The 25,189-nt window shown below is 70.9% G+C and carries 28 protein-coding genes and 1 tRNA gene; 14 read left to right on the forward strand and 15 right to left on the reverse strand.

All coding sequences use genetic code 11. The features are described 5' to 3' along the window. Positions 1 to 151: 151 nt before the first annotated feature. Complete coding sequence (locus B5Y66_RS12975) at positions 152 to 652, forward strand: DUF3145 domain-containing protein (protein ID WP_079574893.1); 501 nt, start codon at positions 152 to 154, stop codon at positions 650 to 652. 82 nt (positions 653 to 734) lie between these two features. On the opposite strand, the gene B5Y66_RS12980 is transcribed toward B5Y66_RS12975, so the two are convergent. The 5 genes from B5Y66_RS12980 to B5Y66_RS13000 form a co-directional block, all read right to left on the reverse strand. After that, positions 735 to 1,988: a beta-ketoacyl-[acyl-carrier-protein] synthase family protein gene (locus B5Y66_RS12980; protein WP_079574894.1), complete on the reverse strand. Its 1,254-nt coding sequence runs from the start codon at positions 1,986 to 1,988 to the stop codon at positions 735 to 737. A gap of 103 nt (positions 1,989 to 2,091) precedes the next feature. Further along, entirely contained in the window at positions 2,092 to 2,343 is a 252-nt protein-coding gene (locus B5Y66_RS12985) for an acyl carrier protein (RefSeq protein ID WP_079574895.1), read from the reverse strand. Between the two features lie 128 nt (positions 2,344 to 2,471). Then, positions 2,472 to 3,485 carry a beta-ketoacyl-ACP synthase III gene (locus B5Y66_RS12990; RefSeq protein ID WP_079574896.1) on the reverse strand — a complete coding sequence of 338 codons (1,014 nt, stop codon included), beginning with the start codon at positions 3,483 to 3,485 and terminating at the stop codon, positions 2,472 to 2,474. Next, on the reverse strand, positions 3,482 to 4,462 hold the full coding sequence (locus B5Y66_RS12995) for an ACP S-malonyltransferase (RefSeq protein ID WP_079574897.1): 981 nt from the start codon (positions 4,460 to 4,462) through the stop codon (positions 3,482 to 3,484). The genes B5Y66_RS12990 and B5Y66_RS12995 overlap by 4 nt, the downstream gene beginning before the upstream one ends. A 127-nt stretch (positions 4,463 to 4,589) precedes the next feature. Next, on the reverse strand, positions 4,590 to 5,828 hold the full coding sequence (locus B5Y66_RS13000; RefSeq protein ID WP_079574898.1) for a PucR family transcriptional regulator: 1,239 nt from the start codon (positions 5,826 to 5,828) through the stop codon (positions 4,590 to 4,592). Positions 5,829 to 5,927: 99 nt separating this feature from the next. Here B5Y66_RS13000 and B5Y66_RS13005 point away from each other — a divergent pair, with 99 nt between their 5' ends. Then, complete coding sequence (locus B5Y66_RS13005) at positions 5,928 to 6,602, forward strand: hypothetical protein (protein ID WP_079574899.1); 675 nt, start codon at positions 5,928 to 5,930, stop codon at positions 6,600 to 6,602. 83 nt (positions 6,603 to 6,685) lie between these two features. On the opposite strand, the gene aceE is transcribed toward B5Y66_RS13005, so the two are convergent. Then, positions 6,686 to 9,433, reverse strand: coding sequence for a pyruvate dehydrogenase (acetyl-transferring), homodimeric type (aceE, locus tag B5Y66_RS13010; protein ID WP_079574900.1), 2,748 nt, complete (start codon positions 9,431 to 9,433; stop codon positions 6,686 to 6,688). 366 nt (positions 9,434 to 9,799) lie between these two features. Between aceE and B5Y66_RS13015 the strand changes: the two genes are divergently transcribed. The 5 genes from B5Y66_RS13015 to B5Y66_RS13035 all read left to right on the forward strand — a co-directional run bounded on the left by B5Y66_RS13015 (position 9,800) and on the right by B5Y66_RS13035 (position 11,716). After that, positions 9,800 to 10,210, forward strand: a complete 411-nt coding sequence (locus B5Y66_RS13015; RefSeq protein ID WP_079574901.1) for a DUF3052 domain-containing protein — start codon at positions 9,800 to 9,802, stop codon at positions 10,208 to 10,210. 15 nt (positions 10,211 to 10,225) lie between these two features. Beyond that, positions 10,226 to 10,702, forward strand: a complete 477-nt coding sequence (locus tag B5Y66_RS13020) for a peroxiredoxin (RefSeq protein ID WP_079574902.1) — start codon at positions 10,226 to 10,228, stop codon at positions 10,700 to 10,702. 85 nt (positions 10,703 to 10,787) lie between these two features. Further along, positions 10,788 to 10,864: transfer RNA gene (locus B5Y66_RS13025), tRNA-Val, on the forward strand. A 45-nt stretch (positions 10,865 to 10,909) separates the two neighbouring features. Continuing rightward, positions 10,910 to 11,383, forward strand: coding sequence for a phage integrase central domain-containing protein (locus tag B5Y66_RS13030; protein WP_079574903.1), 474 nt, complete (start codon positions 10,910 to 10,912; stop codon positions 11,381 to 11,383). A gap of 24 nt (positions 11,384 to 11,407) precedes the next feature. Then, on the forward strand, positions 11,408 to 11,716 hold the full coding sequence (locus B5Y66_RS13035) for a hypothetical protein (RefSeq protein ID WP_079574904.1): 309 nt from the start codon (positions 11,408 to 11,410) through the stop codon (positions 11,714 to 11,716). A 175-nt stretch (positions 11,717 to 11,891) separates the two neighbouring features. Here the strand turns inward: B5Y66_RS13035 and B5Y66_RS13040 are convergent, their stop codons facing one another. Continuing rightward, positions 11,892 to 12,416 (reverse strand): DnaJ family domain-containing protein, encoded by a 525-nt coding sequence (locus B5Y66_RS13040; RefSeq protein ID WP_079574905.1) that lies wholly within the window; start codon positions 12,414 to 12,416, stop codon positions 11,892 to 11,894. Between the two features lie 72 nt (positions 12,417 to 12,488). Between B5Y66_RS13040 and B5Y66_RS13045 the strand changes: the two genes are divergently transcribed. Continuing rightward, positions 12,489 to 13,091 (forward strand): TetR/AcrR family transcriptional regulator, encoded by a 603-nt coding sequence (locus B5Y66_RS13045; protein ID WP_079574906.1) that lies wholly within the window; start codon positions 12,489 to 12,491, stop codon positions 13,089 to 13,091. Positions 13,092 to 13,503: 412 nt separating this feature from the next. On the opposite strand, the gene B5Y66_RS13050 is transcribed toward B5Y66_RS13045, so the two are convergent. From B5Y66_RS13050 to B5Y66_RS13060, 3 genes are all read right to left on the reverse strand, one after another. Further along, positions 13,504 to 13,863 carry a hypothetical protein gene (locus tag B5Y66_RS13050; protein ID WP_079574907.1) on the reverse strand — a complete coding sequence of 120 codons (360 nt, stop codon included), beginning with the start codon at positions 13,861 to 13,863 and terminating at the stop codon, positions 13,504 to 13,506. Between the two features lie 437 nt (positions 13,864 to 14,300). Next, the gene (locus B5Y66_RS13055) at positions 14,301 to 15,017 is read right to left on the reverse strand and encodes an SDR family oxidoreductase (RefSeq protein WP_079574908.1); all 717 of its coding nucleotides are present in this window, start codon (positions 15,015 to 15,017) and stop codon (positions 14,301 to 14,303) included. Positions 15,018 to 15,052: 35 nt separating this feature from the next. Continuing rightward, entirely contained in the window at positions 15,053 to 16,129 is a 1,077-nt protein-coding gene (locus B5Y66_RS13060; protein ID WP_079574909.1) for an alkene reductase, read from the reverse strand. Positions 16,130 to 16,295: 166 nt separating this feature from the next. On the opposite strand from B5Y66_RS13060, the gene B5Y66_RS13065 reads away from it, so the two are divergent. Continuing rightward, positions 16,296 to 16,898: a TetR/AcrR family transcriptional regulator gene (locus B5Y66_RS13065; protein WP_079574910.1), complete on the forward strand. Its 603-nt coding sequence runs from the start codon at positions 16,296 to 16,298 to the stop codon at positions 16,896 to 16,898. A gap of 52 nt (positions 16,899 to 16,950) precedes the next feature. Here the strand turns inward: B5Y66_RS13065 and B5Y66_RS13070 are convergent, their stop codons facing one another. The 4 genes from B5Y66_RS13070 to B5Y66_RS13090 all read right to left on the reverse strand — a co-directional run bounded on the left by B5Y66_RS13070 (position 16,951) and on the right by B5Y66_RS13090 (position 20,601). Further along, on the reverse strand, positions 16,951 to 17,820 hold the full coding sequence (locus B5Y66_RS13070; RefSeq protein WP_079574911.1) for an alpha/beta fold hydrolase: 870 nt from the start codon (positions 17,818 to 17,820) through the stop codon (positions 16,951 to 16,953). Positions 17,821 to 17,886: 66 nt separating this feature from the next. After that, positions 17,887 to 18,882 carry an NADP-dependent oxidoreductase gene (locus tag B5Y66_RS13075; protein ID WP_079574912.1) on the reverse strand — a complete coding sequence of 332 codons (996 nt, stop codon included), beginning with the start codon at positions 18,880 to 18,882 and terminating at the stop codon, positions 17,887 to 17,889. A 46-nt stretch (positions 18,883 to 18,928) separates the two neighbouring features. Continuing rightward, positions 18,929 to 19,798 carry an alpha/beta fold hydrolase gene (locus B5Y66_RS13080; RefSeq protein WP_079574913.1) on the reverse strand — a complete coding sequence of 290 codons (870 nt, stop codon included), beginning with the start codon at positions 19,796 to 19,798 and terminating at the stop codon, positions 18,929 to 18,931. Positions 19,799 to 20,262: 464 nt separating this feature from the next. Then, positions 20,263 to 20,601, reverse strand: a complete 339-nt coding sequence (locus B5Y66_RS13090) for a DUF6221 family protein (RefSeq protein ID WP_079574915.1) — start codon at positions 20,599 to 20,601, stop codon at positions 20,263 to 20,265. An 84-nt stretch (positions 20,602 to 20,685) separates the two neighbouring features. Between B5Y66_RS13090 and B5Y66_RS13095 the strand changes: the two genes are divergently transcribed. The 4 genes from B5Y66_RS13095 to B5Y66_RS13110 all read left to right on the forward strand — a co-directional run bounded on the left by B5Y66_RS13095 (position 20,686) and on the right by B5Y66_RS13110 (position 23,087). Continuing rightward, complete coding sequence (locus tag B5Y66_RS13095; protein ID WP_079574916.1) at positions 20,686 to 21,258, forward strand: hypothetical protein; 573 nt, start codon at positions 20,686 to 20,688, stop codon at positions 21,256 to 21,258. A 64-nt stretch (positions 21,259 to 21,322) separates the two neighbouring features. Continuing rightward, entirely contained in the window at positions 21,323 to 22,333 is a 1,011-nt protein-coding gene (locus tag B5Y66_RS13100; RefSeq protein ID WP_245807095.1) for an acyl-CoA desaturase, read from the forward strand. Positions 22,334 to 22,437: 104 nt separating this feature from the next. Beyond that, positions 22,438 to 22,800 (forward strand): LapA family protein, encoded by a 363-nt coding sequence (locus B5Y66_RS22970; RefSeq protein WP_079574918.1) that lies wholly within the window; start codon positions 22,438 to 22,440, stop codon positions 22,798 to 22,800. Between the two features lie 32 nt (positions 22,801 to 22,832). Beyond that, positions 22,833 to 23,087 (forward strand): hypothetical protein, encoded by a 255-nt coding sequence (locus B5Y66_RS13110; protein ID WP_079574919.1) that lies wholly within the window; start codon positions 22,833 to 22,835, stop codon positions 23,085 to 23,087. A gap of 269 nt (positions 23,088 to 23,356) precedes the next feature. On the opposite strand, the gene B5Y66_RS13115 is transcribed toward B5Y66_RS13110, so the two are convergent. Further along, complete coding sequence (locus B5Y66_RS13115; protein ID WP_079574920.1) at positions 23,357 to 24,343, reverse strand: hypothetical protein; 987 nt, start codon at positions 24,341 to 24,343, stop codon at positions 23,357 to 23,359. A gap of 183 nt (positions 24,344 to 24,526) precedes the next feature. Here B5Y66_RS13115 and B5Y66_RS13120 point away from each other — a divergent pair, with 183 nt between their 5' ends. Next, positions 24,527 to 25,183: a response regulator gene (locus B5Y66_RS13120; RefSeq protein ID WP_079574921.1), complete on the forward strand. Its 657-nt coding sequence runs from the start codon at positions 24,527 to 24,529 to the stop codon at positions 25,181 to 25,183. Positions 25,184 to 25,189: the final 6 nt, after the last annotated feature.

Below are 25,189 nucleotides of genomic sequence, written 5' to 3' on the forward strand. Positions count from 1 at the left end.
AGAAGTGCTCGAGTCTGCGTTTCCTCTCGCACGGCGGCCCGGCATCGGGCAGGATGTGTCAAGACGACACACCGTCGGAGCTCGTGTACCAGCAGGCCTGCCCGGTTCGAGGACGTTGGGGAAGACGGACCTCGGAACCAGGGAGGACAACATGGCTGGTGCGATCACCCGCGGTGTGCTGTTCGTGCACTCGGCCCCTCGTGCGCTCTGCCCTCACCTCGAGTGGGCGGCGGGCAACGTGCTCGGAGGGCGCGTGTCGCTGGACTGGACACCCCAGCCGGCGGGGCGCGGCCTTTTCCGTGCCGAGTACTCGTGGCAGGGCGCCCAGGGAACGGGCGCCCGGATGGCCTCTGCCCTGCGGGGCTGGGACCACCTGCGTTACGAGGTGACGGAGGAGGCGAGCCACGGCGCCGACGGCGCCCGCTGGTCTCACACCCCCGACCTCGGCATCTTCCACGCCATGACGGACGTGCACGGCAACGTCGTCGTCCCGGAGGACCGCGTCCGGACGGCGCTGGAGTCCGCGCACGACGGTCGTGGCGTGCGCGAGGCGCTCGACCTCGCCCTCGGCACGGCGTGGGACGACGAGCTCGAGCCGTTCCGATACGCCGGCGCCGGTGCCCCCGTGCGCTGGCTGCACCGCGTGGGCTGAGCCAGAACGGCGGTTGCGTCGGTCGAGACCCCGTGGGGCGTCGACCGCCGCAACCGCCGTTCGCGTGCCTGCGGGCAGACCGTCAGGCGCTCGTGACCGTGAGGGCGACGTTGTGCCCGCCGAAGCCGAACGAGTTGTTGAGCGCCACGATGTCGCCGTCGGGCAGCTTCTCCGGGGTCGAGCGCACCAGGGGCACCTGGAGCTCGGGGTCCGGGTTCTCCACGTTGATCGTGGGCGGGGCGAGGCGGTCGTGCACCGCCTTGATGGTGAAGATCGTCTCGAGCGCGCCGGCGCCGCCCAGCAGGTGGCCGGTCATGGACTTGGTGGCCGAGAGCCGCACGTGGTCGGCCTCGCCGCCCATGAGGGTGCGGATCGACGCGGTCTCGGTGAGGTCGCCCACCTTGGTGGAGGTGGCGTGCGCGTTGACGTGCACGACGTCGCGCGACGTCACGCCCGCGTCCTCGAGCGACCGCCGCATGGCGGAGACCTGCCCGGTGCCCTCAGGGTCCGGGGAGGTGATGTGGTACGCGTCCGCGGACAGGCCGACGCCGGCGATCTTCGCGTAGACGCGTGCGCCGCGGGCGGCAGCGTGCTCGGCGCTCTCGAGCACCACGATCGCGGCGCCCTCGCCGATGACGAAGCCGTCGCGGTCGATGTCGTACGGGCGCGAGGCGCCCTGCGGGTCGTCGTTGCGCAGCGACAGCGTCCGCGACGCGGCGAACGCTGCGATGGGCATCGGGTGGATCGTCGCCTCGGTGCCGCCGCACACGACGACGTCCGCGCGGCCGGCGCGGATCATGTCGACGCCGTAGCCGATCGCCTCGGCGCCCGACGCGCAGGCGGAGACGAGGGCGTGGGCCCCGGCCTTGGCGCCGAACTCGAGCGACACGTACGCGGCGGGGGAGTTGGGCATGAGCATCGGCACGGTCATGGGGAGCATGCGGCGGGCGCCGCGCTCCTTGAGGGTGTCCCAGCCGTCGAGAGTGGTCCAGATGCCGCCGATGCCGGAGGAGACCACGGCGCCGAGCCGCTCGCCGTCGACCTCCGGGGCGCCGGCGTCCTGCCAGGCCTCGCGGGCCGCGACCATCGCGTACTGCGTGGACGGGTCCATCCGCTTGGTCTCGGGCCGGGACAGGACCTGGTCGGGGGTGACCTTGATGGTGGCGGCGAACGTGACGGGGATCTCGTACTTCTCGGCCCAGTCGTTGTCGAGGGTGCGCGCGCCCGACTCTCCCGCGAGGGCGGCAGCCCAGGTGCTGGGGGCGTCGCCACCGAGAGGGGTGGTGGCGCCGAGGCCGGTGACGACGACGTCGCGCGAGGCGGGTGCGGCAGTCATGGGTGGGTCACTCCTGAGGTGAGAGCGGGTACGGGTGGTCCAGGTTGCCGGGCGGGCCGGGGTCACCGGCCCGCCCGCGCGGCGGGGCGAGCGCCCCGCGGCGTCATGCGGCCTGTGCACCCTCGATGTACGAGACGGCGTCGCCGACCGTGGTGAGGTTCTTGACCTCGTCGTCGGGGATGCGGACGCCGAACTTGTCCTCGGCGTGGGTCACGATCGTCATCATCGACAGCGAGTCGATGTCGAGGTCGTCGGTGAACGACTTCTCCGACACGACGGCGTCGGTCGGCAGACCGGTCTCCTCGGCGACGATCTCGGCAAGACCCTCGAGGATCTCCTGGGAGGTGTAAGCCATGGGGTGCGTCTCTCCTTGAAACGGGGTACCGGCCGTCCGGCACCGTGGGGTGTTGCGGTGCGATTGTCCCGCACCATGGGGGTCGGTCACGACCCCGGGCGACCGAACGCCCGGGCCCGCACCAGAAGCTAGGGCAGCACCACAACCTGCGCGGCGTAGACGAGCCCCGCGCCGAAGCCGATCTGCAGGGCCAGGTCGCCGGAGCGGGCCTGCCCCTCGGCAAGCAGGCGCTCGGTGGCCAGCGGGATCGACGCCGCCGACGTGTTGCCGGTGTCGGCGATGTCACGTGCTACGACGACGCTCTCCGGCAGCTGGAGCTGCTTGACGAGCTGGTCGATGATGCGCATGTTCGCCTGGTGCGGCACGAAGACCTGGACGTCGTCGGGCTCCACGCCCGCCTCCGCCATGGCCTTTGCCGCGATCGGGGCCATCTGGAAGCCGGCCCACTTGAAGACGGTCGGGCCGTCCTGGCGGAGCGTCGGCCAGCCGGCCATGGGCTCCGTCCGCAGGTCGGACCAGGCGCGCGTCTGGGAGATGGCCTGCGACTTCGCGCCGTCCGAGCCCCAGACCGTCGGTCCGATGCCCGGGATGTCCGAGGGGCCGACCACGGCCGCGCCCGCGCCGTCGCCCAGCAGGAACGAGATGGAGCGGTCGGTCGGGTCGACGAAGTCCGACATCTTCTCGGCGCCGATCACCAGCACGTGCCGCGCGGCGCCCGACCGCACGAGGGCGTCCGCCTGGCCGATGCCGTAGGCGTAGCCGGCGCAGGCGGCCGAGACGTCGTAGGCCGCGGCCGGGGTGGCACCGAGGCGCTCCGCGAGCACCGCCGCGCCCGCGGGGGTCTGGTGGAAGTACGTCACCGTGGACAGGATCACGACGTCGACGTCCGCGCCGGTGAGGCCGGCCGCGTCGAGCGCCTTGCGCGCCGCCGCCTCCGCCAGGTCCAGCACGTCGACCTCCGCGCGGGCGTACCGGCGCGTGACGATGCCCGTGCGCTGGCGGATCCACTCGTCCGAGGAGTCGATCGGCCCGGCGACGTCGTCGTTCGTCACGACGCGATCGCCGCGCTCGCCGGCGATCGCCAGGATCCGCGAGTACCGGACCGGCTCGGCCTGGCGGAGCGTGCGGCGCTCCGTCGTCACGCGGAGGCCTCCGCGCCGCTCGCGACCGAGTGGCGCGCGATGAGGTCGCGCGCGGCCTCGACGTCGTCCGGGGACTTCACGGCGACCGACTCGACGCCCTTGAGCGCGCGCTTGGCCAGGCCGGTGAGGACGCCGCCGGGGGCGAGCTCGAGGATGCCGGTCACGCCGCGCTCCGCGAGCGTCGCCTGGCACAGGTCCCAGCGCACCGGGGCGGTCACCTGGGCGACGAGGCGGGCCAGCACCTCCGTGGCCGTGCCGTGCCCGTGCGAGCCCGGCGCGAGCACGTCGTAGGAGGCGCCGTCGGCGTCCGAGAGCAGCGGCAGGCGCGGGTCGGTCGCGAGCCAGCCGGTGGCGACCTGCTCGAAGGCGACCCGGGCCGACTCCATGAACGGGGTGTGGAACGCCCCCGCGACCTGCAGGGGAATCACCCGGGCGCGGGTCGGCGGGTCGGCGGCCAGCGCCGCGAGGCGCTCGAGGTCGCCGGCGGCGACGACCTGGCCACCGCCGTTGACGTTGGCCGGGAACAGGCCGGCCGCCTCGATCGAGGCCAGGACCTCGTCGGGGTCGCCGCCCACGACGGCGCTCATGCCGGACGGCGCGGCCGCGGCGGCCTCCGCCATCGCCCGCGCACGGTGGGAGACCAGCCCGACGGCCCCGGCGTCGTCGAGCGCCCCCGCGACGGCCGCGGCGCTGAGCTCGCCGACCGAGTGGCCCGCGGTGACGTCCACGACGTCGGTCGTAGGCCGCCCGTCGAGGATCGCGCGCAGGGCGAGCAGCGACGAGGAGACGATCAGCGGCTGGGCCACGGCGGTGTCGCGGATCGTGTCCGCGTCCGACGTCGTCCCGTGCTGGGCGAGATCGGTCCCGGCCGCGGCCGAGAAGGAGTCGAGCAGGTCGGCGGTGCCGGGCAGCTCCAGCCAGGGGCTGAGCATCCCGGGGGTCTGAGAGCCCTGTCCAGGGCAGACGACGGCGAGCACGTGCCCACGGTGCCACCCCGCGCGGGGGACGCGTCGTCGCGACCCGCACGAACCTGGCGGAAGGCGATTGTGGGATTCCTCCAAGCCGGGCGTCGGTCGAGCTCGTCGGGACGGGGTTCCGGCACGCTCAGCCGGCGGCGGCGTCCCCCTCCAGCTGACCGAGGGCCAGGGCGATCTGCAGCACGAACGACTCGCGGGCGTCGAGCGGGTCCCAGCCGGTGATCTCGGAGACCTTGCGCAGGCGGTACCTGACCGTGTTGGGGTGCACGTACAGACGGCGGGCGGCAGCCTCGAGCGAGCGGCCGGTGCCGAGGTACGCGGACAGGGTCTCGAGCACCGAGCCGGAGGCCTCCTGCAGCGGTCGGAACGCCTGGGCGACGAGGGTGCGGCGCGCGGTGACGTCCCCCGTGAGCACGCGCTCCGGGAGGATCTCGTCGGCGAGGACCGGGCGGGGGGCCTGGGGCCACGCCGGCGCCGCGGCCAGCCCCGCGAGCGCGGCGGCCGCCGAGGCCGCGGCGTCGGACACGTCGGGCACGACGCCGCCGATGACCACCGGGCCGGGGCCGAACCGGTCGAGCAGCGACGTCGCGGCCGTGACGAGGTCGCCCTCCCCGCCCAGCACGAGGACCAGCCGGTCGCCATGGATGCCGACCAGGGCGTCACCGGCCGCCCGTCGCGCCAGGCGCCGCAGCTCGGCCGTGCGGACGTCGTCGAGCCGCGTCGTCGCCTCGCCGACCATCACGAGCGCCTGGCCGCGGCCGCTCCAGCCGAGCGCCGAGACGCGGGAGCGGAGCGAGTCGTCGCCGTCGCCGCGCACCAGGGCGTCCACGACGAGGGCCTCGAGGCGGGCGTCCCACGCGCCACGGACCTCCGCCGCACGGGCGTAGACCTCGGCGGCGGAGAACGCGATCTCGCGGGAGTAGCGCAACACCGCCTCCCGCAGCTCGCGCTCGTACCCGGGGGCCGCGATCTCGTCGGAGTGCTGCTCGACGACGTCGACCATGAGGCGCACGAGCTGCAGCGTGTGCTGCAGGGAGATCGACCGCGTCAGCTCGGGCGGGGCCGCGGCGAACATCTCGCCGACGCCGTGCGGCGTCGGCGTGGGCTCGGCGAACCAGCTCACGAACGCGTTGATGCCGGACTGCGCCACCAGGGCCACGTACGACCGGTCCTCCGCCGGGAGCTGCCGGTACCAGTGCACCTCCTCGTCGAGGCGCCGCATCGCGGTGGACGTGAGCAGACCGAGGCCCTCGCGCACCCGTTGCACGTTCTCGCCGCGGGAGACGGGGGTGCCGTCCGCCGCGGGACCGTCCTCGGGAACGGGGGTCCCGTCGGTCGCGGAGGTCCGGGTGCCGCTGGTCGTCATGGGTCGAGGATACGGGCGCGGTTGTGGGGAGTGCACAAACGCCCGGCGGGCCGGGCCCGCGCCCGGTCGCGGTAGACGTCATTGGATAGTGTCGGTCCCATGGCCCTCATGCCCCGGCTCCGGCAGCTGCTGCGACGGCCGTTCTCCGCGTCCACGGTGGCGGCGCGCCGTCCGTCGCCCTCGCAGGAGCGCAGGGACACCCGTCCGGAGGACGCGCTGCGGGCCATCCTCACCGACGACCCCAACGACGCGACGGCGTTCCACGCCCTGGCGGAGATCGTGCGTCGGCGCGCCGCCGAGTCGCCGAACCCCGAGGACCCGCTGACGGCCCCGCAGGACGAGGCGGCTCAGCAGCGCGCCGCCGACCTGGCCGTGTGGTCCCTCGCCGAGGAGCTCGCCGGCCACCCGCGCGGATGGCGCCCCCTGCTGGAGCTCGGGCGGCTGTCCGTCGCGGACGACCCGGAGGGCGCCGCCCGCCGGCTCGCCACCGCGGCCGAGCGCGACCCCAGCGGCGAGGCCCTCGCCGAGGCGCTGGCGATCCTGCGCGGGGCCGCCATGCCCACCGAAGCCCTCGGACTCGGCACCGGGCACTGGCGTGCGCGCGAGCACACGCCCGAGGTGGGGCACCACCTCGTGCTGGCCGCGCTCGAGGCCGACCGGGTCGGCGAGGCCCGCCAGCACCTGGAGTCGCTCGCGCTGCACCCCGGCACCGAGGAGCTACGGGCGGAGCTGGAGCGTGTCGTCGCCGCCCGGGAGCAGACCTCGCCGACGTAGTCCGCCCGGTGCGGTCCCGCGCAGCACGAAGGCCCCGAGCCGCACGGCTCGGGGCCTTCGGCCTGCGCTGTGGCGGGTCGACGTCAGCTGTCGCCGCCGGCGACGCCGGAGGTGCCGGCGTTCACGTCGAGCAGGCGGTACTTCTCCACCGCCTTGGCGACGACGTCGGCCGGGACCTCGCCGCGACGGGCGAGCTGCTGCAGCGTCCGGACCACCATCGACGGGCCGTCGATGAGGAAGAAGCGCCGCGCGGCCGCGCGGGTGTCGGAGAAGCCGAAGCCGTCCGCACCGAGCACCGCGTAGTCGCCCGGCACCCAGGCGCGGATCTGGTCCGGCACCAGGTGGTCGTAGTCGCTCGTCGCGACGAACGGGCCCTGCGCGCCCGACAGCTTCTGCGTCACGTACGGGGTACGCGGCTCGGCGGTCGGGTTGACGAGGGCGTCCTTCTCCGCGGCGAGCGCGTCACGACGCAGCTCGTTCCAGCTGGTCACCGACCACACGTCGGCCGACACGCCCCAGTCCTCGGCGAGGAGCTGCTGCGCCTCGAGCGCCCACGGCACGCCCACGCCGGAGGCGAGGAGCTGGGCCTTGGGGCCCTCGGCGTCGGACGTCGAGATCCGGTGGATGCCGCGCAGGATGCCGTCGACGTCCACGTCCTCCGGCTCCGCCGGCTGGACCATCGGCTCGTTGTACACGGTGAGGTAGTACATGACGTTCTGGTCGCGGCCGTCGGACCCGTCGCCGTACATGCGCTCGATGCCGTCGCGCATGATGTGGCGGATCTCGTAGCCGAACGCCGGGTCGTACTGCACCATCGCCGTGTTGGTGCCGGCGATGAGTGGCGAGTGGCCGTCGGCGTGCTGCAGGCCCTCACCGGTCAACGTGGTGCGGCCGGCGGTGGCGCCGATGATGAAGCCGCGGGCGAGCTGGTCGCCGGCCGCCCAGAACTGGTCGCCGGTGCGCTGGAAGCCGAACATCGAGTAGAAGATGTAGACCGGCACCATGGCCTCGCCGTGCGTCGCGTACGACGTGCCCACGGACTGGAAGGCGGCGGCCGAACCGGCCTCGTTGATGCCGGTGTGCATGATCTGCCCGGCCTCGGACTCCTTGTAGCTCAGCATGAGCTCGCGGTCCACGGCGAGGTAGTTCTGCCCCTGCGTGTTGAAGATCTTGGCGCTCGGGAAGATGGCGTCCAGACCGAAGGTGCGGGCCTCGTCGGGGATGATCGGCACGATGCGCTTGCCGAACTCCTTGTCCTTGATGAGGTCCTTGAGCAGGCGCACGAAGGCCATGGTGCTGGCGACGTGCTGGGTGCCCGAGCCCTTCTTGAGGATCTCGTAGGACTTCGGCTCCGGTAGCGTCAGCGGCTTCGGCGTCGAGCGGCGCTCGGGGACGAACCCGCCGAGGTGGCGACGTCGCTCCAGCATGTACTGGATGACCTCGTCGTCCATGCCCGGGTGGTAGTACGGGGGCAGGTACGGGTCGGCGTCGATCTGCTCGTCCGTCAGCGGGATGCGCAAGTTGTCGCGCAGCGCCTTGAGGTCCTCGTTCTTGACCTTCTTCATCTGGTGCGTGGCGTTGCGGCCCGCGAAGCTCGAGCCGAGGGCGTAGCCCTTGACCGTCTGCGCCAGGATGACCGTCGGCTGGCCCGTGTGGGCGCGCGCCGCGGAGTAGGCGGCGTAGATCTTGCGGTAGTCGTGACCGCCGCGCTTCATGTTCCAGATGTCGTCGTCGGTCATGTTCTCGACGAGCGCCTTCGTCCGCGGGTCGCGGCCGAAGAAGTGCTCGCGGATGAACGCGCCGGACTCCGCACGGTAGGTCTGGTAGTCGCCGTCGGGCGTGGCGTTCATGAGGTTGACCAGCGCGCGGTCCTTGTCCGCGTTGAGCAGCGCGTCCCACTCGCGGCCCCAGATCACCTTGATGACGTTCCAGCCGGCGCCCTTGAACTGGGCCTCCAGCTCCTGGATGATCTTGCCGTTGCCGCGGACCGGGCCGTCGAGGCGCTGCAGGTTGCAGTTCACGACGAACGTCAGGTTGTCGAGCGACTGGTGCGCCGCGAGCTGCAGCATGCCGCGCGACTCCGGCTCGTCCATCTCGCCGTCGCCGAGGAACGCCCAGACGTCCTGCTGGCTGGTGTCCTTGATCCCGCGGTTGTGCAGGTACCGGTTGGTCCATGCCTGGTAGATCGCCGAGGCCGGGCCGAGGCCCATGGACACCGTCGGGAACTCCCAGAAGTCCGGCAGCATGCGCGGGTGCGGGTAGGACGGCAGGCCGCCGCCGGCGTGCGACTTCTCCTGGCGGAAGCCGTCCAGCGTCTCCGCGGACATGCGGCCCTCGAGGAAGCTGCGGGCGTACTGGCCGGGCGAGGAGTGGCCCTGGAAGTACACCTGGTCGCCGCCGCCCGGGTGGTCCTTGCCGCGGAAGAAGTGGTTGAGGCCCACCTCGTACAGCGTCGCCACCGACGCGTACGAGGAGATGTGGCCGCCTACCGCCACGTCAGGGCGCTGGGCGCGCGTCACCATGACGGCCGCGTTCCAGCGGATCCACGAGCGGTAGCGGCGCTCCATCGCCTCGTCGCCCGGGAAGTAGGGCTCGTCGTGCACGGCGATCGAGTTGACGTAGGGAGTCGCCACCGACGCGGGGATGTGCACGTTGCGCTCCCGCGCGCGACGCAGCAGGTTGAGCATGACGTAGCGCGCCCGCGGGCCGCCCTTGTCGTCGATCAGGCCGTCGAACGACTCGACCCACTCGCCGGTCTCGGCGGGGTCGATGTCCGGGACGGCGCTGAGCAGGCCGTTGATCAACGGTCCGGTCTCGTCGTACGAAGCCACCAGCAACCTCTCTCATCTTCAGACGGGCAGCACATGGTCGCCGCTCCGGTCCGTGTCAGGCATCCCGTCGTGAGGGCACCGCGACGCGTGGTCGCGACGGTGCGGACCACGAACGGGTGGTCATCACTCATTGTGTCCCCAGACGGGCCGGGGGAACACCATCGGGCGGTCAAGGATCCGTGATCTACGTCATGCCGCTGTCCTCGAATGTCGCCGAGGCCACGGCGGAGCCCCGCGTCGAGCAAACCACGGTGGGCAGGGGGTTGCCGGGCGCGCGCGCTTCCTGTGGACTACGTTGGCGCACACGACGGACGTGCGTGTCGCGCGCGTCAGTGATGGTCAGACGGAGAGGAACGAAGGTCCAACGTGGGTAAGCAGGCGGAATCCCCGGCAGCTCGTTTCGGGTTCACGCCCGGCCAGGTCGTGCAGGAGTTCGGGTGGGGAGACGACGTCGACGACGCGCTGCGGTCCGAGGTCGAGGCCTCGGTCGGCAGTGAGCTGGTCGACGAGGACTACGACGACGTCACCGACGGCGTCATCGTGTGGTGGCGCGACGAGGACGGCGACCTCACGGACATGCTGGTCGACGTCCTGACGGTGCTCGACGACGGCGGCCTCGTCTGGCTGCTGACGCCGAAGCCCGGCCGCGACGGCCACGTCGCGCACGACGAGATCCAGGAGGCCGCGACGACCGCGGGTCTCCACGCCACGAGCACGTTCGCCGTCGCTCCCGACTGGTCGGCCACCAAGCTGGCCAACCGCGGACGCGGGCGCTGAGCCGGTGACCGGCCGGTGACGAGCACTGCCCCCGAGGTGCGGTGGCGCGCAGGCGACCCCGCACCCGACTTCACCCTGCCGGACACTCATGGCACCCCCGTGCATCTCGCCGACCTGCGCGGGGAACCGGTGCTGCTCGTGTTCTTCCCGTTCGCGTTCTCGGGCATCTGCACCGGCGAGCTGTGCGAGCTGCGGGACAACATCGAGGACTTCGAGTCGGCCGGGGTGCGACTGCTGGCCGTCTCGACCGACCCCGTGTTCACACTCAAGGCGTGGCACGAGCAGGAGGGCTTCGGCTTCGACCTGCTCAGCGACTTCTGGCCGCACGGCGCCGTCGCCGACGTCTACGGTGTCTTTGACCCCGCGAGCGGCCACGCGCTGCGCGGGACGTTCCTCGTCGACGCCGACGGGATCGTGCGGTGGTCGGTCGTGAAGTCGCGCGGGCAGCGGCGCGACCTCGAGGCGTACCGCGAGGCGCTCGCGGAGATCTGATCCGGCGCGTCCGCGACCCGACGCGTCGGGGTGGGTCGGCGTCTGGCGGGACGCCCTTCGCCGGGTATTCTTTGTGCGCTGTCCAGGGCCTGTAGCTCAGCTGGTCAGAGCGCCACGCTTACACCGTGGATGTCGGGGGTTCGAGTCCCTCCGGGCCCACCACCCCCTCGCTTCTTGCGCTGACCTGCAGCTTTACTCCCGGCCGTCCTGGACGTTCGAGGGCACCAGAGCCCGCTCAGCGAGTGGGCCGCCGAGTACATCGAGAGCCGGACGCTAGCGCCGGGCACGCTGCGGGACTACACGCGGATCCTGCGGGTGCACATCCACCCGACGATCGGCAGCAAGTACCTCGACGAGGTCACCGTGTCCGACGTCGCTGCGTGGCACGCCCGGCTGAAGAAGGAGATGCGAGCGCGGGCGAGGAAGGCGAACCGGTCCACCGACGGATCCGGGGAGGCCGCGCAGACCTATAAGTTCCTGTCGGCGGTGTTCAAGGCGGCGATCGCCCGGGGACTGATCGACGCCTCGCCCGCGCGCGTGGTGGCAGGCGGCCGGCACAAAGCGGCAAGGGCAACTCGTGGTGGTCGGCGCGGCCGAGGTCCAGGTGCTCGGGCAGGCGCTGCCCGAGCACCTGCGGGCGCCGGCCGACCTGCTGAGCTGGACGGGTTTGCGGATCGGTGAGGCGCGGGCGCTGCGACGCCGGACGTGGACCTGCGGGACCCGTCGGCGGCGTCCGTCAGCGTGGCGCAGCACGTCTCCCAGGGCGGCAAAGGGATCAACGCCGTCGTGGGGCGGGTGAAGACGGAGGCGGGCTATCGGGCGCAACAGTCCTGGCACGGCGCTTCAATAGAGACAGTCGCCGAGCTCGGGGCCGACACTCCTGAATGGGCGCAGCTGCTGGTGCGTGCCCTGACCTTTCGCATCGCGACCTTCCACCTTCTGGAGGGCTGGAGCCCGGCTCGATCCAACCGGTATGCCCCCGCTGCCGATGCTGCCTTAGCACTCGCGCGGTAGGACTACCAGCGCTGGACCTGAGCGTCAGCGGCCAGATCGATCTGAACCGGTCAGGCTAGGGAGGCGGAGGAACGATCCAGCGAGAGGTCGCGCCCTCGCGGGATCTTGTCGAGCCTCGACAAGATCCCGCACAAATTCAAAACTGACCGATTCTGAGACAGCTCGGCGACGGCAACTACTGACGCCGCCGACGAAAGCGTCGACGGCGAGGACGGACCTCATCAGCCGCCTCCGCGCGTACCCCCGCCCGCGCCTCCGCGGCTCGCACCGTCCGGCGATCCGCCCATGCAGCAACCGTCGCTTCGACGTCCCGCGGCATGGTGACCAGGGGCGGCCCGGCGGGCGGCTGGTAGCGGCCACGAAGCACTCGCTTGTTGAACTCCTCGGTCTCGAGACGCACGTCCGCCTCGCTCCACATCTGGTCGAGGCGTTCATCCAGTGCGGCGTCCTCCTTGCGCAGCTGGATGGAGGGCGGCAGCAGCACGAGGCGCTCGCGCTTCAGGAGGTTCTTCAGCCACCAGTCGGGGTCGTGGCGGTCAGGCAGGTCGAGCGGCTTGCCGCTGCCGGGCAGGTCGTCGAACTCGCCTCGTTCGATCGCCTTCCGAATGTGCATGTCAGCCAGCAGCGCGATCGCCACCTCTTCGTCGATGGCGACCGCGTACGGGTTGAAGAACGCAGAGGATAGGTGCGTCTCAGCCATCGTCACTCCGTCCCATGGTTACCATACGCCTGTATTATGTCATGCGTATTGTCAACGGGACGAGGAGGCCGAATGCCGAAGCTGGTGGACCACCAGGAACGTCGCGAGACGATCGCGCGTGCGCTGTGGCGGGTCGTCGACCAGCACGGCTGGACGAGGGCCACCATGCGTGAGGTCGCCCGCGAGGCGGGGGTCTCGCTGGGGCACCTGCAGCACTACTTCACGTCTCGCACAGGGCTGTTGACCTTCGCGATGGAGCTCGCTGCCGAGCAGACCGGCGACCGGGTCACGCGGGGACTGGCCGCGCTCGACCAGCCTCCGCACCCCAGGGACGTGCTGCGGCTGGTCCTCGCCGAAATGCTCCCCCTGCGTCCCGAGGCGCGCGCTTCTAGCCGCATGAGTGCCGCGTACGTCCTCGAGGCGCTGCACGACCCCGCACTGCGCAAGCAGGCTGGCCTCGGACTACGGGACGGTCGCGCCATGGTCGAACGCCTCATCCGACAGGCGATCACGCAGGGGCAGATCGCACCGGACCGCGACCCGGACATCGAGACAGATCTCATCGTGGCGCTGACCGGGTTCACCCCGCTGCTCGAGCTCGAGGTGATCGAACCCCATGCCGCACTGGCTGCCATCGATCAGCATCTGGACCGTCTCTTCGCCGAGGCATCGTGACCGTGCACGTGCCTGGAGGGTGCGGCGAAGTCTTTGGAGGACACCCCATCGCACGCGATGCTCCAGAGCTGACCGATTCTGGGGCGCCTCACGATCGGGGTCCGGGAGCTGGCCCGATCGGCCAGCGCAGCCACCGTTGCAACGACCAATGGACACCACCGCTCCTCGTGGCGAACGTCCCGCTGGCAAATGATCCGGGTCTTGCCGCGTGATCAGCGGACTCGGATGGCTGCCAGCGAACTCCCGGCGCCAGCCTGCGCCTACCGGGTCACCGAAAGCTCGGCGTCTTGGTGCCGGCGACGGCCGCCGCCGCTCGACATCGTGATCGACGGGGCCGATTCGAGATCGTCTGATGATCAGGCCCGTGTGGTGTGGCGCCGCGATCGTGGCACCGCACCGCACCGCGCCGCACCTAGGACGGTGCCGCCTGGGCCAGGAAATTGCCGAGGATGTACCGCAGCTGGTCCAGGAACTTGTACCCGGTCGGCGTGAAAGTGCCCGCGGACTCGTCGCCGCACGCCGCCACCATGCCGTGCGAGGAACCGGGAAGCTCGGTGGTGGAGACGTTCACGACCACCACCGCGAGCACTGCGCAGAGCAGCGCGACGCGCACTCCCCGGGGAAGACGGTGCCGCACGGGCAGGACCATGACGAAGGCCGTGGCGATGAGCAGGATTCCCGACGTCACCTTGCCGCCCCCGAGCAGCACGACCCCGCACACGGCGGTGAGGGCGACCCCCGTCCAGGTCGCCGCCTTCTTGAGGATTTCCATGAGCTGTTCTCCTGTCCGGGACGGACCGTCGCACGGTCCGGCCGGGAGCCTCTCCGTCGACGCTCGCCCCCGGGACTACGAACGCTTCCAGGGTTACCTGACCCGCACCTGTGAGCAGTGGACCCGAGCCTTGACCACGCCTGCGGAACAGGTAGGCGCTGGGCGGGACGCCGCCGCAGTGGACATCGCGCGCAGGCGTCAGGTCGTATCCCGTGCTTCATCCAGCATTTTCGGACAGAAGACATGGAAGGCGGCGGCCGGACCGCGTATCGAGTCAATGACGCACGACGCGGCGTCGCGCTAGGTACTCACCAGCTCGACAACGGCGTCTTCCGCGCCCGCTGGGACCGTGCCACCCGTTCCGAGCAGGCATATTTGAGGTGACCTGGGCGGTCGTGGTGTGGCGCCGCGATCGTGGCGCCACACCACGCCTATGCCTAGTTCTTCGTTGCGGCCAGCTGCGGGTAGACGGCTTCGATCGGGGCCGAGAGCCCGGCCTTGGCCTGTACGGAGGTCTCGTCCGCAAGGACTTCCAGCTCGCCGGCCTCGGTCGCATCGAGCACCTTGGTGACGAGGACGGCGGGGTCGAGCTTCGGGTCGGTGGTGCTGGCCGCCATGGCGGTGTCGACCCAGCCGACGTGCACCCCGACGACCTGGACACCGGACGGCTGGAGCTCGAGCCGCAGGGAGTTGGTCGCGGACCACAGGGCGGCCTTGGTGGCCGAGTAGATCCCGGCCGTGGCGTACCAGGCGAGGGCCGAGTGGATGTCGATGATCGCCGTGTTCCCGCCCTTGGCCGACAGGAGCGGTGCGTAGGCGCGGGCGAGGAACAGCGGGCCCAGGAAGTTGGTCTCGACGTTGCGGCGGATCTCCTCGTCGGTGTGCGTGAGGATGCCCGCGCTGGACACGGTCGCGCCGGCGTTGTTGATCAGCACCGTCACGTCGGGGGCCGCCTCGACGGCTGCTTGGACGGAGGCCGGGTCGGTCACGTCCAGGGTGAGCGGCACGACGCGCTCGTCGTCCCAGTCACGGGGGTGGCGTGCGGTGGCGTACACCTTCGCGGCACCGCGGGCGAGCGCTTCGCGGACGAAGTGGGTGCCGATGCCGCCGTTCGCGCCGGTGACGAGGACGACTGCTCCGTTGAGCGAGGTCATGGTGATTCCTGTTCTCTGAGATCGGTGGGTGGACGTCAGGCGTGGGTGAGGGCCGGGTAGTCGGTGTACCCGGTCGCGCCGCCGGTGTAGAGGGTGGCCGGGTCCACCTCGTTGAACGGTGCGCCCTGCTGCAGCCGCTCGACGACGTCGGGGTTGGCGAGGGCGAACCGGCCGAGGGGCTCGACGTCGGCGAGCCCGGCGTCGATGTCCGCGGCGATGCCGTCGCGCTCGCGTCCGTACCGGACGACGAGGACTGCGGTCGGCCACACGTCCCGGAAGGAGCGCAGCAGCTCGTCGTCGCCGAGGTGGTGCACGTGCAGGTAGGCGAGGTGCAGCGGGGCGAGCTCGCCGACGAGGTAGCGGTACTGGGCACGCACGGCCTCGGTGTCGCCCTCGTCGAGCCCGCCGAGCGGGAACGCGGGGGAGATGCGGATGCCGGTGCGGTCCGCGCCGATCTCGTCGGCCACGGCCCGGGCGACCTCGATGACGAACCGCGCCCGGTTCTCGACCGACCCGCCGTAGGAGTCGGTGCGCCGGTTGGCGTTCGGGGCGAGGAACTGGTGCAGCAGATACCCGTTGGCGGCGTGGATCTCCACCCCGTCCGCCCCGGCGGCGATCGCCGAGGCCGCCGCGTGACGGAACTCGCTGACCACCCCCTGGATCTCCTCGCTGGCGAGCTCACGCGGCACGGGAGTCTGCTGCTTGCCGGTGGGCGTGAAGATGTCCTGCTCGGCGGAGATCGCCGACGGCGCGACCGGCTGCCGGCGGTGCGGGGTGTTGTCCGGGTGGGAGATCCGGCCGACGTGCATCAGCTGGATGAAGAGGTAGCCACCGTCGTCGTGCACGGCGTCGGCGACCTTCCGCCACCCGTCGACGTGCTCGGGCGTGTAGATCCCCGGGGTGCAGAAGTACCCCTGCCCGTCCTCCGAGGGCTGGGTGCCCTCGGTGATCAGCAGTCCCAGCGAGGCCCGCTGGCGGTAGTACTCCGCGGCGAGCTCACCGGGGGTGCCGTCGGAGTGGGCGCGGTTGCGGGTCATGGGAGCAAGCGCCAGACGGTGCGGAAGCTCGAGCCGGCCGAGGGCCAGCGGCTGCCAGAGAGACGAGGAAGTCATGACAGGTGGTGTTCCTTTGCAACGAACGGATCGTCACCGCCCCCGGTGCGCGACCTCGGTGGTCCCCCAGCGGCGTGGAAGGATGAGCAGGGGCACATCCGATCCCACACGACAGTGACTACACTCAGAACTGAGGCAAGTCATAGTCTATTCCTGGAGGAGACCGATGGCAGTGGCGACGACGCCGCTCGGGCGACGCGAGCGGAACAAGCAGGCCAAGCTCGAGCGCATCACCGCGGCTGCCGGCGAGCTGTTCGCCAAGCGCGGGGTCGACGACGTCACCACGCAGCAGATCGCCGACGCGGCGGACATCGGCACCGGCACCCTGTTCCTGTACGCGAAGACCAAGGGTGAGCTGCTGCTCCTGGTGCAGAACACGCACTATTCCGCCGCGCTCGAGCGTGGGCGCGCCGCGGCCGCGGGAGCGGCGACGGCGCTGGACGGGGTGATGGCCCTGGTCGCACCGATCGCGGAGTGCAACCGCGTCCAGGTCGACAACGGCCGCACCTACCTGCGGGAGATGGTCTTCGGCGACCCGGGCGAACCACATCACGCCGAGGCGCTGTCCATCGTCGCGCGGACCGAGGAGGCCGTCGCCGGCGTCCTGACGAGCCTGGCGCAACGGCCCGCGGCGGAGGCGGAGGCGCTGGCCCGGGTGGTCTCGGCCATCGTGTTTCTTGAGCTGGGGGCCAGTGTGAACGCGGACTCGAGCATCCCGGAACTCATCGCGAGCATCCGCACCCAGGTCTCAGCGATCCTTCCCCGCTGACCGCGCTGCGGCGAGCGGCCGGGGCTGCGCTCGTTCGGTGGTCTCAGGGGGGTTATCGGGCGAGGAACTTCGCGGCGACGGGGGCGAACTGCTCCCAGTGCTGGAAGATGCCGCCGTGCCCGGAGTTGGGGTAGATGATCAGCTCGGAGCCCTTGATCCGCTGGTGCAGGTCCGCGGAGAGGATGGAGGGCACCATGCGGTCGTTGTCGCCGTTGGCGATCAGCGTCGGCTGGGTGATCACGGACAGGTCCGACGGCGCCGAACGGCCGTACCGCTGGATGGCCTTCAGCTGGGTGCTGAACGCCTTGTTGCTGATGGGCTTGTCACGGTCGGCGGTGCGCTCCTTGAGCCGCTCGACGAACGCCTTCCCAGCCCGCTTGCCGACGGTGTCGCGGTTGAAGAACAGGAACTCCTTCGGATCCGACCGGGTGATCACGGAGCGGAAGATGTCCCAGTAGGTCACGCCCACGACCTTGTCGATGTTCTTCCCGCCGCGCGGGCCGGTGCCGGTGAGGACGAGCCTGCGGACCAGATCGGGGTGCTTGACGATCAGGTCCTGCGCGATCATGCCGCCCATGGAGAAGGAGAAGACGTCGATCTTGTCGTGCCCGAGGCCCTTCGTGATGAAGGTGTCGGCGTGGTCGGCGGCCTCTTCGATCGTGTCGGGGACGGTGCCGGACGAGGCGCCGACGCCGCGCTGGTCGAACGTGATCACGTGACGGGTCTGTGCGATCGCGTCCACGATGCGCGGGTCCCAGTTGTCCAGGGTTGCGGCCAGGTGCACGAAGAACACGACGGGGATGCCGCCCTTCGGTCCGAGCTCGCGGTAGGCGAACGTGATGCCTCCCGCCGTGACGGACTTCGCCGGGGCGTCCGCGTACGAGGTGATGGTCGGTTCGCTGGTGCCGTCGGTGGTGCTCATGAAGCTCGCTCCTTCAGGGCCGGTGCTTGCGGGTTGTTGGCTTGTCGGTGACGTGCGGCGGCCGGGTCAGGGGCCGGTGATGACGGCCTTGCCGCGGACGCCGCCCTGGGCCAGGGCGGCAAGGGCCTGCGGGGTCTGGTCGAACGCGAACGTCTTTCCCACCACCGGGCGCAGGGTGCCGTCGTCGACGAGGGCGGCGATCTGACGGAGCTGGTCGCCGCTGGCGGCCATGAAGAGGAACTCGTACTTCACGCCGAGCTTTCTTGCCTGCCGGCGGATCTTCCCGCTCAATGCGGCGATCGCCAGGCGCAGCACCGGGTTCAGGCCCGCGGCCTTTGCGAACGCCGGGTCGGGTGGGCCGGAGATCCCGACCGCCTTCCCACCCGGGCGCAGGACGCGCAGCGACTTTTCGAGGTTCTTCCCCCCGAGGCTGTCCAGGACCAGGTCGTAGCCGGAGAGCTCGGCCTCGAAGTCCTGCGTGCGGTAGTCCACGACGATGTCCGCGCCGAGGTCGCGGACGAAGTCCGCATTCTTCCCCGAGGCCGTGGTCGCCACTGTGGCACCGAGGTGCTTTGCGAGCTGGATCGTGATCGACCCGACCCCGCCGGCGCCGGCGTGGACGAGGACCTTCTGGCCAGGCTTCACGTTGCCCTTGACGACGAGCGCCTGCCACGCAGTCAGCGCCACCAACGGCAGGGAGGCCGCCTCGACGGGGCTGATCGTCTCCGGCGCGAGTGCGAGGTCGGCCTCGTCGATCGCGATGCGTTCGGCGAACGTCCCGATCCGGCCGTCCCGTGGCCGGGCGAACACCTGGTCGCCGGGCGTGAAGCCCTGCACCCGTGAGCCGGTGCGGATGACGGTGCCGGCGACGTCGTGCCCGAGGGCGAGGGGAGTCTTGTAGGGCAGGATCGCCTTGAACTCGCCGTCCCGGATCTTCTCGTCGAGCTGGTTCACCCCCGCAGCGACGACGCGCACGAGGACGTCTCGGTCGCCCACGGTCGGCTCGGGCACCTCGGCCTCGTGGACGGGCTGCTTGTACCTGTCGAACATGAACGCTCGCATGATCTCTGCCTCTTCTGCGGATCGGTCGGTGGGGTGATCGGCGTGTTCAGCGACGCAGGAAGCGGCCGGCGAGGTCGGTGACGGTCCGACGGTTCTGGGACACGACCCCGTGACCGGCGTCGGGGAAGATCCGCACCTGCGCGTCATGGAATCGCCGCGCCAGGGCGTTCGCGTTCTCGGACGGGACCATGCGGTCGCTGTCGCCGTGCAGGATCAGTGCCGGTCCGGTGAAACCCATCGGTGCGGGGGGCCGGTGACCCCACCGGTTCACCGCACGCAGCTGCGCCCGCATCACACCGGGCGTGACGGGCCCGTCGCGCCCGGTGCGCCGCCGCCTCAGCCTCGCCTGGTACGCCTTCGCCGCGTGCTTGCCGTTGCGGGTACGGGTGAAGAACAGCAGGGATGTCGGGTTCGTGAACGTCGTCACCCCGCGCGCGATCCCGCGTACCATGACGCCCGTCATCCGGGTCAGTCCGGGGCCGCCCTGCGGGCCGGCCCCGGCGAGGACAACCTTGTCCACCAGGTCGGGGGCGAGGCGAAGGACCCCCTGGGCGACCATGCCGCCCATCGATAGCCCGAACAGGTCCACCCGGGACAGGCCCAGTGAGCGGATCGCCGCGACCGCGTCCGTCGCCATGTCCTCGAACCCGTCCCGCACGGTCCCGGTGGAAGAGCCGACGCCGCGGTAGCCGAGCAGGATCACCCGGCGATCCGTGGCGAGCGGGTCGACGACCTCCGGGTCCCAGCTGTCCAGATTCGCCCCCAGATGCGTCAACGCCACCAACGGCACCCCGCCCGCGTGCTCGCTGCCGAGCTCGCGGTAGACGAGCTCCACGCCCGCCGCGGCGACGGTCCGCGTCTGTGCATCGACGAACCGCACCGGTGCGGCACCTGGTCCCTGCGCTGCGCGCTCCATGGGTGTCCTTCCCTTCGCCCTCGACCCCGGCGGTTCGTCATTCGCATGACCGAGTATGCTCAAGTCTGAGTCGACTCACAAATTCTGTCAAGGGGAGGTTGGCACGGGGCCGCATCTCGGGGCGACGGGAGCGCGCGAAGGAGGGCAAGCGGCGTCGCATCATCGCCGCAGCCGGCGCCCTGTTCGCCGAACGGAGCGTCGACGGCGTGATCACGCGGCAGATCGCCGACCAGGCCAGGGCGGGCACCCTCGAGACCGTCCTCGCTCTCATCGACGCCAGAGGTCGGGGGCGACGTCGCGGCTGTGCTCGGTGACGGCGCCGAACATGAGTTGAATCATCAGGAGGTCGGTGCGTCGGTGCCCGCCGTCCTGGGCACGGTCTCAGCAGGGGCACATGTGGCGACCCTGCTCAAGGGGTGCGCAGGACCAGTCCCAGTGGCGCCGGCGTCCTCCTTGGTGACGTGCTAGAGCCGCCACGCCTCGCGGTAGTCGGCGTGGTCGGCATACGGGAGCGCGAGGGCTCGGAGCATGCGTTCGCCCACGAACTCGATGCCGCTGTCCTCCCGTGCGTCGATCGCCCGGTCGAGGTCCTTGTCCATGTCGAGGCCCGTCGCTTCGTAGGCGAGCCAGATGAGCAGACGCTTCGACTCGACCTCGGCCAGCAGGCGGTCCGGCGGGGACGCCTGCGCGAACTCGTTCGCCTGCGGCGCGTCGCCGGTGTCGGGGTGGGGGCGGAGTTCCGCGGCCGTCGCAGCTGCCTCGTCCTCGTCCAGGCGGGCGATCAGGAACTCGGTCAAGGTCACAGGGCGAGCATACGGCTGCGGAATGCGACCGCCGCCCCGGGCAGGGCTGGCCCACGGCGCCCACGACGGGCGTACGGTGGACGGGTGGGTGATCGACGGATCGGCCCGCACGAGGCCGATCGAGACGGCTCGCCGACGGAGGTTCGGTCCTCCGGCCCCGACGAGGTGCCCTCCGGGGCGCGGTGGGACGACGACGGCGGCTACGAGCCCGACGACTCCGACACCGCTTCGGATAGCGACACCCCGACGACGGGTGGGCTGTTCCTGCGCGGCATCCTGGACTCGGCCCTCCCGCACGAGCTCGGCACCGACGACGAGCCGGAGCGGTACATGGTCGCTGCGGTCTTCTCGCGTCAGGTCGCCTCGGAGGAGCGCGCGCTGATCGAGGGGGCGGCCGCGCGGTCGACGCTGGCAGCGCACGGGTACCCGGGCCTGGGGCTCAAGGTCGCGGACCGTCGCCTCGAGATCTCCGGGACGAACCTGGCCATGCTCGCCGCCGGCCTCGCCACCGCGATCGCGGCGTTGCTGCGCGACGTCGAGCAGCAGGTCGCCACCGACCGTGAACACCGTGATGACCGACGGGCGCAGTGGAGCGCGGCGGAGGCAGAACGGGCCGCCCGGGTGAAGGCCGAGGCAGACCGTGTCCGCTTCGAGTGAGCATCCGGCCCCCGCGCCGACCAATGTCCGTCGCCCCGCCAGGCGCGTCACGAGGGACTACTCCGTGCTGGCGAAGGTCGTGCGGGACTCCGGCCTGAACGGGCGTCGCTACGCGTACTACTGGACACGGCTGATCGCGACCGTCCTGGCATTCGCCATGGTGTGGGCGGGGGTCGTGCTGCTGGGGGATACCTGGTGGCAGCTCGTGCTCGCGGCGGCTCTGGCGGTCGTGCTGGCCCAGCTGGCGTTCCTCGGCCACGACAGCTCCCACCGACAGGTCTTCCGCTCGCGCGCCTGGAACGACTGGACCGGTCGCGTCCTGGCGAACGTGTTCGTCGGTCTGAGCCACATGTGGTGGACCACGAAGCACAATGCGCATCACGAGGCGCCGAACCGCGAGGGGCATGATCCTGACATCTCGCCCGGGGTCATCGCGTTCACTCCGGCGGTCCTGGTGAGCCGGCACGGCTGGCGCCGGTGGTTCGCCCGCCGGCAGGGCTGGTTCTTCTTCCCCCTGCTGACGCTCGAGGGCCTCAACCTGCATGTGGCGAGCGTGCGCACGGTGCTGGGTCGTGCGCCGGTCGTGCACCGTGGCGTGGAAGTCCCGGTCCTGCTGACCCGCCTGGTTCTGAACGTCGCAGTTCTCGTGATCCTGCTCCCGCCCGCCATTGCGGGCGCCTTCCTCGCGGTGCAGCTCGGCCTGTTCGGTGTGCTCCTGGGCGGGGCCTTCGCGCCCAACCACAAGGGGATGCCGATCGTCCCGGCGGACGCGGAGGTCGACTTCCTGCGTCGGCAGGTGCTGATGTCCCGCAACATCCGGGGGAACGTTGTCGTCGACTTCCTCATGGGCGGGCTGAACCGTCAGATCGAGCACCACCTGTTCCCGAGCATGCCGCGCCCGAACCTCCGACACATCCAACCGCTCGTGCGGGAGCACTGCGCCACCCTGGGCGTGGCCTACGTCGAGGTCGGATTCTTCGCCTCCTACCGGATCGTCGTCGGCTACCTCAACGACGTCGAGCACCGTGCGCGTGACCCGTTCGAATGTCCCCTGGCGGCGCAGCTCGGGCGATGAGGGACTTTCGCCCGAACGGGGGCGAAATGCGCGTACAGTCGAGAGCATCCGGACGAACGCGCCTCATGTGAGTCACGTGGGCCCGGAGACGCGAGGAGGCCGCCATGGCCACCACTCCCACCCCGCCTCTGGCCTCCGCGGTCAACGGCAACCCCACCAGGAAGGTCCCCGGCACGAGCGCGGCGCCCAGCGTCACGCGAACGAGCACCAGCCACGGCAAGGCGCCCCGCAGCCGCGCCGGAGCCGCCTGGGTCGGGATCTGCATCGCGGCGCTCATCCTGGTCGCCCTCATCGTCTTCATGCTCCAGAACATCCAGCTTGTCCTGGTCTCGTTCCTCGGCATGGAGGGAACGGTGCCGCTCGCCGTCGCCCTCCTCATCGCCGGGGCCGGGGTCGGGGTCATCGCGCTCGTCGTCGGCACGGTCCGCATCGCACAGCTCCGACGCCGTGTGCAGCGAGGCGACTGAAACGTGCGCACCGTACTCGGAGGGACGCGCCCATGAACCGTGACATCGTGGCGCCCCGCCATGACCGGCTCCACGACCTCCTCGGCGAACTCGCGGCAGCCCAGTGGGCGGTGGAGGACGCCGTCATGGTCGTCGATGGCGGGCTTCCTATCGATCTCACGGACTACCTGACCGCGAGGGCGCGGCTCGATCTTGCCGTCACCGTCTGGAACCTCCGAGTGGTTGACCGGCCATCCCGAGAGGTCCCGCGTGTGCCGTTGACGCCGCTTGCGTCGAGGAGCAAGTAGGCGGCAGGCCGCGGGTATGGATCCGGAGAACGGCGTCCACCCCCGGCACCCGAGGCTGGTCGAGGGTGACACAGGCCGCGAGCTCGACGACATCCAGCAGGGTACGGGTTCACCTTCCATCGCGACCAGGCGGACGTCGTGCGCGAGGTGAAGCCGGACGGCATGTCGGCGGTCAACTGCCCGTCGTCGTCCATCTCGTCGGGGAACCAGCGCCAGGCGCCGACCTGTCCGCCTGTCTCGTCGGCGTCGAGGACATGGGCACGACCGGGTCAGGGCGTACAGCGGATGGGATACGCCGACGACGTGTTCGGGTCAGGGACGAGTGCGGCGGGGTCGAGCTGGGCGGTGCAGGGCTCGAGCCTGGTGATGGCCGGGGCGAGCGTCATGCCCGCGATCTTGTCCTCCGTGCGCATGCATCCGTCGGTGAAGGCGTAGGCCTCGCCGAGATAGCGGGCGGCGCTGCGCCCGCAGAACGGGTCGTCCTCGGGCTTCCGGTCGTCGAGGGCGCGCCCTGCCAGTTCGGTGATGTCGGACCTCTGCTCGGCGGAGAGGTCCGGGCTGATCCGCGCGATCTCGACGGTCCGCGCCCCGTCGAGCGTCAGCACGTAGTCCTGCGAGGCGGGTTGAAGGCTGCCGGTCAGGAAGCTGCTCGTGATGTGTTCCAGGAGGGGCTGCAGGTCGTATCCGGTCGCGGTCAGCACGCGCGGGTCGCCGAGCATGTCGTCGAGGTCGTGCGCGGCGAAGTAGCCGTCTTCGTCGTCGCTGGCCGCAGGGTCGCCGAGGGTGTCGGCCATCATGTTCTCCGTGAACGTGAAGCCTCTGCTCCCGTCCGGGTCTTGGCTCTTGAGCGTGTAGTTCTGCGGGAAGAAGCCGTTGTGCTGGTGGGTGAGGGTGTCGATCTGCGGGTCCTGGGCGAGGAGTCTGTCGATGGCCACGCAGTCGAACGGCACCCCGACGTGCGGGGTGGCGGCCATGAAATAGGACAGCGGGGAGGCGCAGTCGTACGTGGCAGGGATGCCGGAGGACGGGTAGCCGGGCCAGGGCGCGTTCGGCGTGGCCGCGGTGAACGGCTGCGGGTCGGGCCCGGGGTAAGCAGGATCGGTCATCGGGTTGCCCCGGAAAGGCGGGTAGGTGCTCTTGAAGACCCCGAGGCTGACGGTGGAGAGCACCGCATCCGGGTCCGCCTCCTTGAGCCCGAGCAGGAAGGCGTTCGCCGCCTGCACCTGACTCGGGGTGCGCTCCTCGGAGAGCACCATGCCGGCGTGCCCGGTCCGCGTCCACCTCGCGAAAGGGAGTCAGGATGCGCCCAGGCTCCAGGTTGCCGCCTCAGCGAGCGGGCGCAATTCGGCTGCTCGTGCCTCCTGTGGTCGACGCCCTCGCCGTGTCCCAGATGCCCGGCACGGATGGTGACCCGCTCCGGATGGAGGTAGAACGAACCCATGGAGCAGGTGCGCGTGTACCTCCTCGACGACCACGAGCTCGTGCGCCGCGGGCTGAGGAGCCTGCTCGAGGCAGAGGACGGGGTCGAGGTCGTCGGCGAGTCGGGCACTGCGGCCGAGGCGGTGCGCGAGATCCCGCGGTGCCGGCCGGACGTGGCGCTGCTGGACGTGCGGCTGCAGGACGGCTCCGGGATCGAGGTCTGCCGGGAGCTGCACTCGTCGGTGCCGGGGTTGCACTCCCTCATGCTGACCTCGTACGACGACGACGAGGCGCTGTTCTCGGCGATCATGGCGGGGGCCTCCGGCTACCTGCTCAAGGTGATCACCGGCTCGGACGTGGTCGACGCGGTGCGCCGGGTCGCGGCGGGGCAGTCGTTGATCGACCCCACGCTGACCTCGCGGGTGCTCGAACGACTCCGCGCGGGGCCTGCCGAGGCGCCGGCGCTGGCGGCGCTGAGCGAGCAGGAGCACAAGGTCCTCACGCTCATCGCCGAGGGGATGACGAACCGGCAGATCGGCGGGCAGATGTTCCTGTCCGAGAAGACCGTGAAGAACTACGTGTCGAACATCCTCATGAAGCTCGACCTGGAGTCCAGGACTCAGGCCGCGGTGCTCGCGACCCGACTGCTCGGCGGGTCGGACCACGGCGCGAACTGACCGCGC

Origin of the sequence: Krasilnikoviella flava (assembly GCF_900167525.1) — a bacterium.
GTDB classification, from domain to species: Bacteria; Actinomycetota; Actinomycetes; order Actinomycetales; family Cellulomonadaceae; genus Isoptericola; species Isoptericola flavus.

Coding starts and splice junctions, on each gene's coding strand:
- B5Y66_RS12975 (WP_079574893.1), top strand. CDS start 152: ATGGCTGGTGCGATCACCCGCGGTGTGCTGTTCGTGCACTCGGCCCCT.
- B5Y66_RS12980 (WP_079574894.1), bottom strand. CDS start 1,988: ATGACTGCCGCACCCGCCTCGCGCGACGTCGTCGTCACCGGCCTCGGC.
- B5Y66_RS12985 (WP_079574895.1), bottom strand. CDS start 2,343: ATGGCTTACACCTCCCAGGAGATCCTCGAGGGTCTTGCCGAGATCGTC.
- B5Y66_RS13000 (WP_079574898.1), bottom strand. CDS start 5,828: ATGACGACCAGCGGCACCCGGACCTCCGCGACCGACGGGACCCCCGTT.
- B5Y66_RS13005 (WP_079574899.1), top strand. CDS start 5,928: ATGGCCCTCATGCCCCGGCTCCGGCAGCTGCTGCGACGGCCGTTCTCC.
- B5Y66_RS13040 (WP_079574905.1), bottom strand. CDS start 12,416: ATGGCTGAGACGCACCTATCCTCTGCGTTCTTCAACCCGTACGCGGTC.
- B5Y66_RS13045 (WP_079574906.1), top strand. CDS start 12,489: ATGCCGAAGCTGGTGGACCACCAGGAACGTCGCGAGACGATCGCGCGT.
- B5Y66_RS13050 (WP_079574907.1), bottom strand. CDS start 13,863: ATGGAAATCCTCAAGAAGGCGGCGACCTGGACGGGGGTCGCCCTCACC.
- B5Y66_RS13055 (WP_079574908.1), bottom strand. CDS start 15,017: ATGACCTCGCTCAACGGAGCAGTCGTCCTCGTCACCGGCGCGAACGGC.
- B5Y66_RS13060 (WP_079574909.1), bottom strand. CDS start 16,129: ATGACTTCCTCGTCTCTCTGGCAGCCGCTGGCCCTCGGCCGGCTCGAG.
- B5Y66_RS13065 (WP_079574910.1), top strand. CDS start 16,296: ATGGCAGTGGCGACGACGCCGCTCGGGCGACGCGAGCGGAACAAGCAG.
- B5Y66_RS13070 (WP_079574911.1), bottom strand. CDS start 17,820: ATGAGCACCACCGACGGCACCAGCGAACCGACCATCACCTCGTACGCG.
- B5Y66_RS13075 (WP_079574912.1), bottom strand. CDS start 18,882: ATGCGAGCGTTCATGTTCGACAGGTACAAGCAGCCCGTCCACGAGGCC.
- B5Y66_RS13080 (WP_079574913.1), bottom strand. CDS start 19,798: ATGGAGCGCGCAGCGCAGGGACCAGGTGCCGCACCGGTGCGGTTCGTC.
- B5Y66_RS22970 (WP_079574918.1), top strand. CDS start 22,438: ATGGCCACCACTCCCACCCCGCCTCTGGCCTCCGCGGTCAACGGCAAC.
- B5Y66_RS13110 (WP_079574919.1), top strand. CDS start 22,833: ATGAACCGTGACATCGTGGCGCCCCGCCATGACCGGCTCCACGACCTC.
- B5Y66_RS13115 (WP_079574920.1), bottom strand. CDS start 24,343: ATGGTGCTCTCCGAGGAGCGCACCCCGAGTCAGGTGCAGGCGGCGAAC.
- B5Y66_RS13120 (WP_079574921.1), top strand. CDS start 24,527: ATGGAGCAGGTGCGCGTGTACCTCCTCGACGACCACGAGCTCGTGCGC.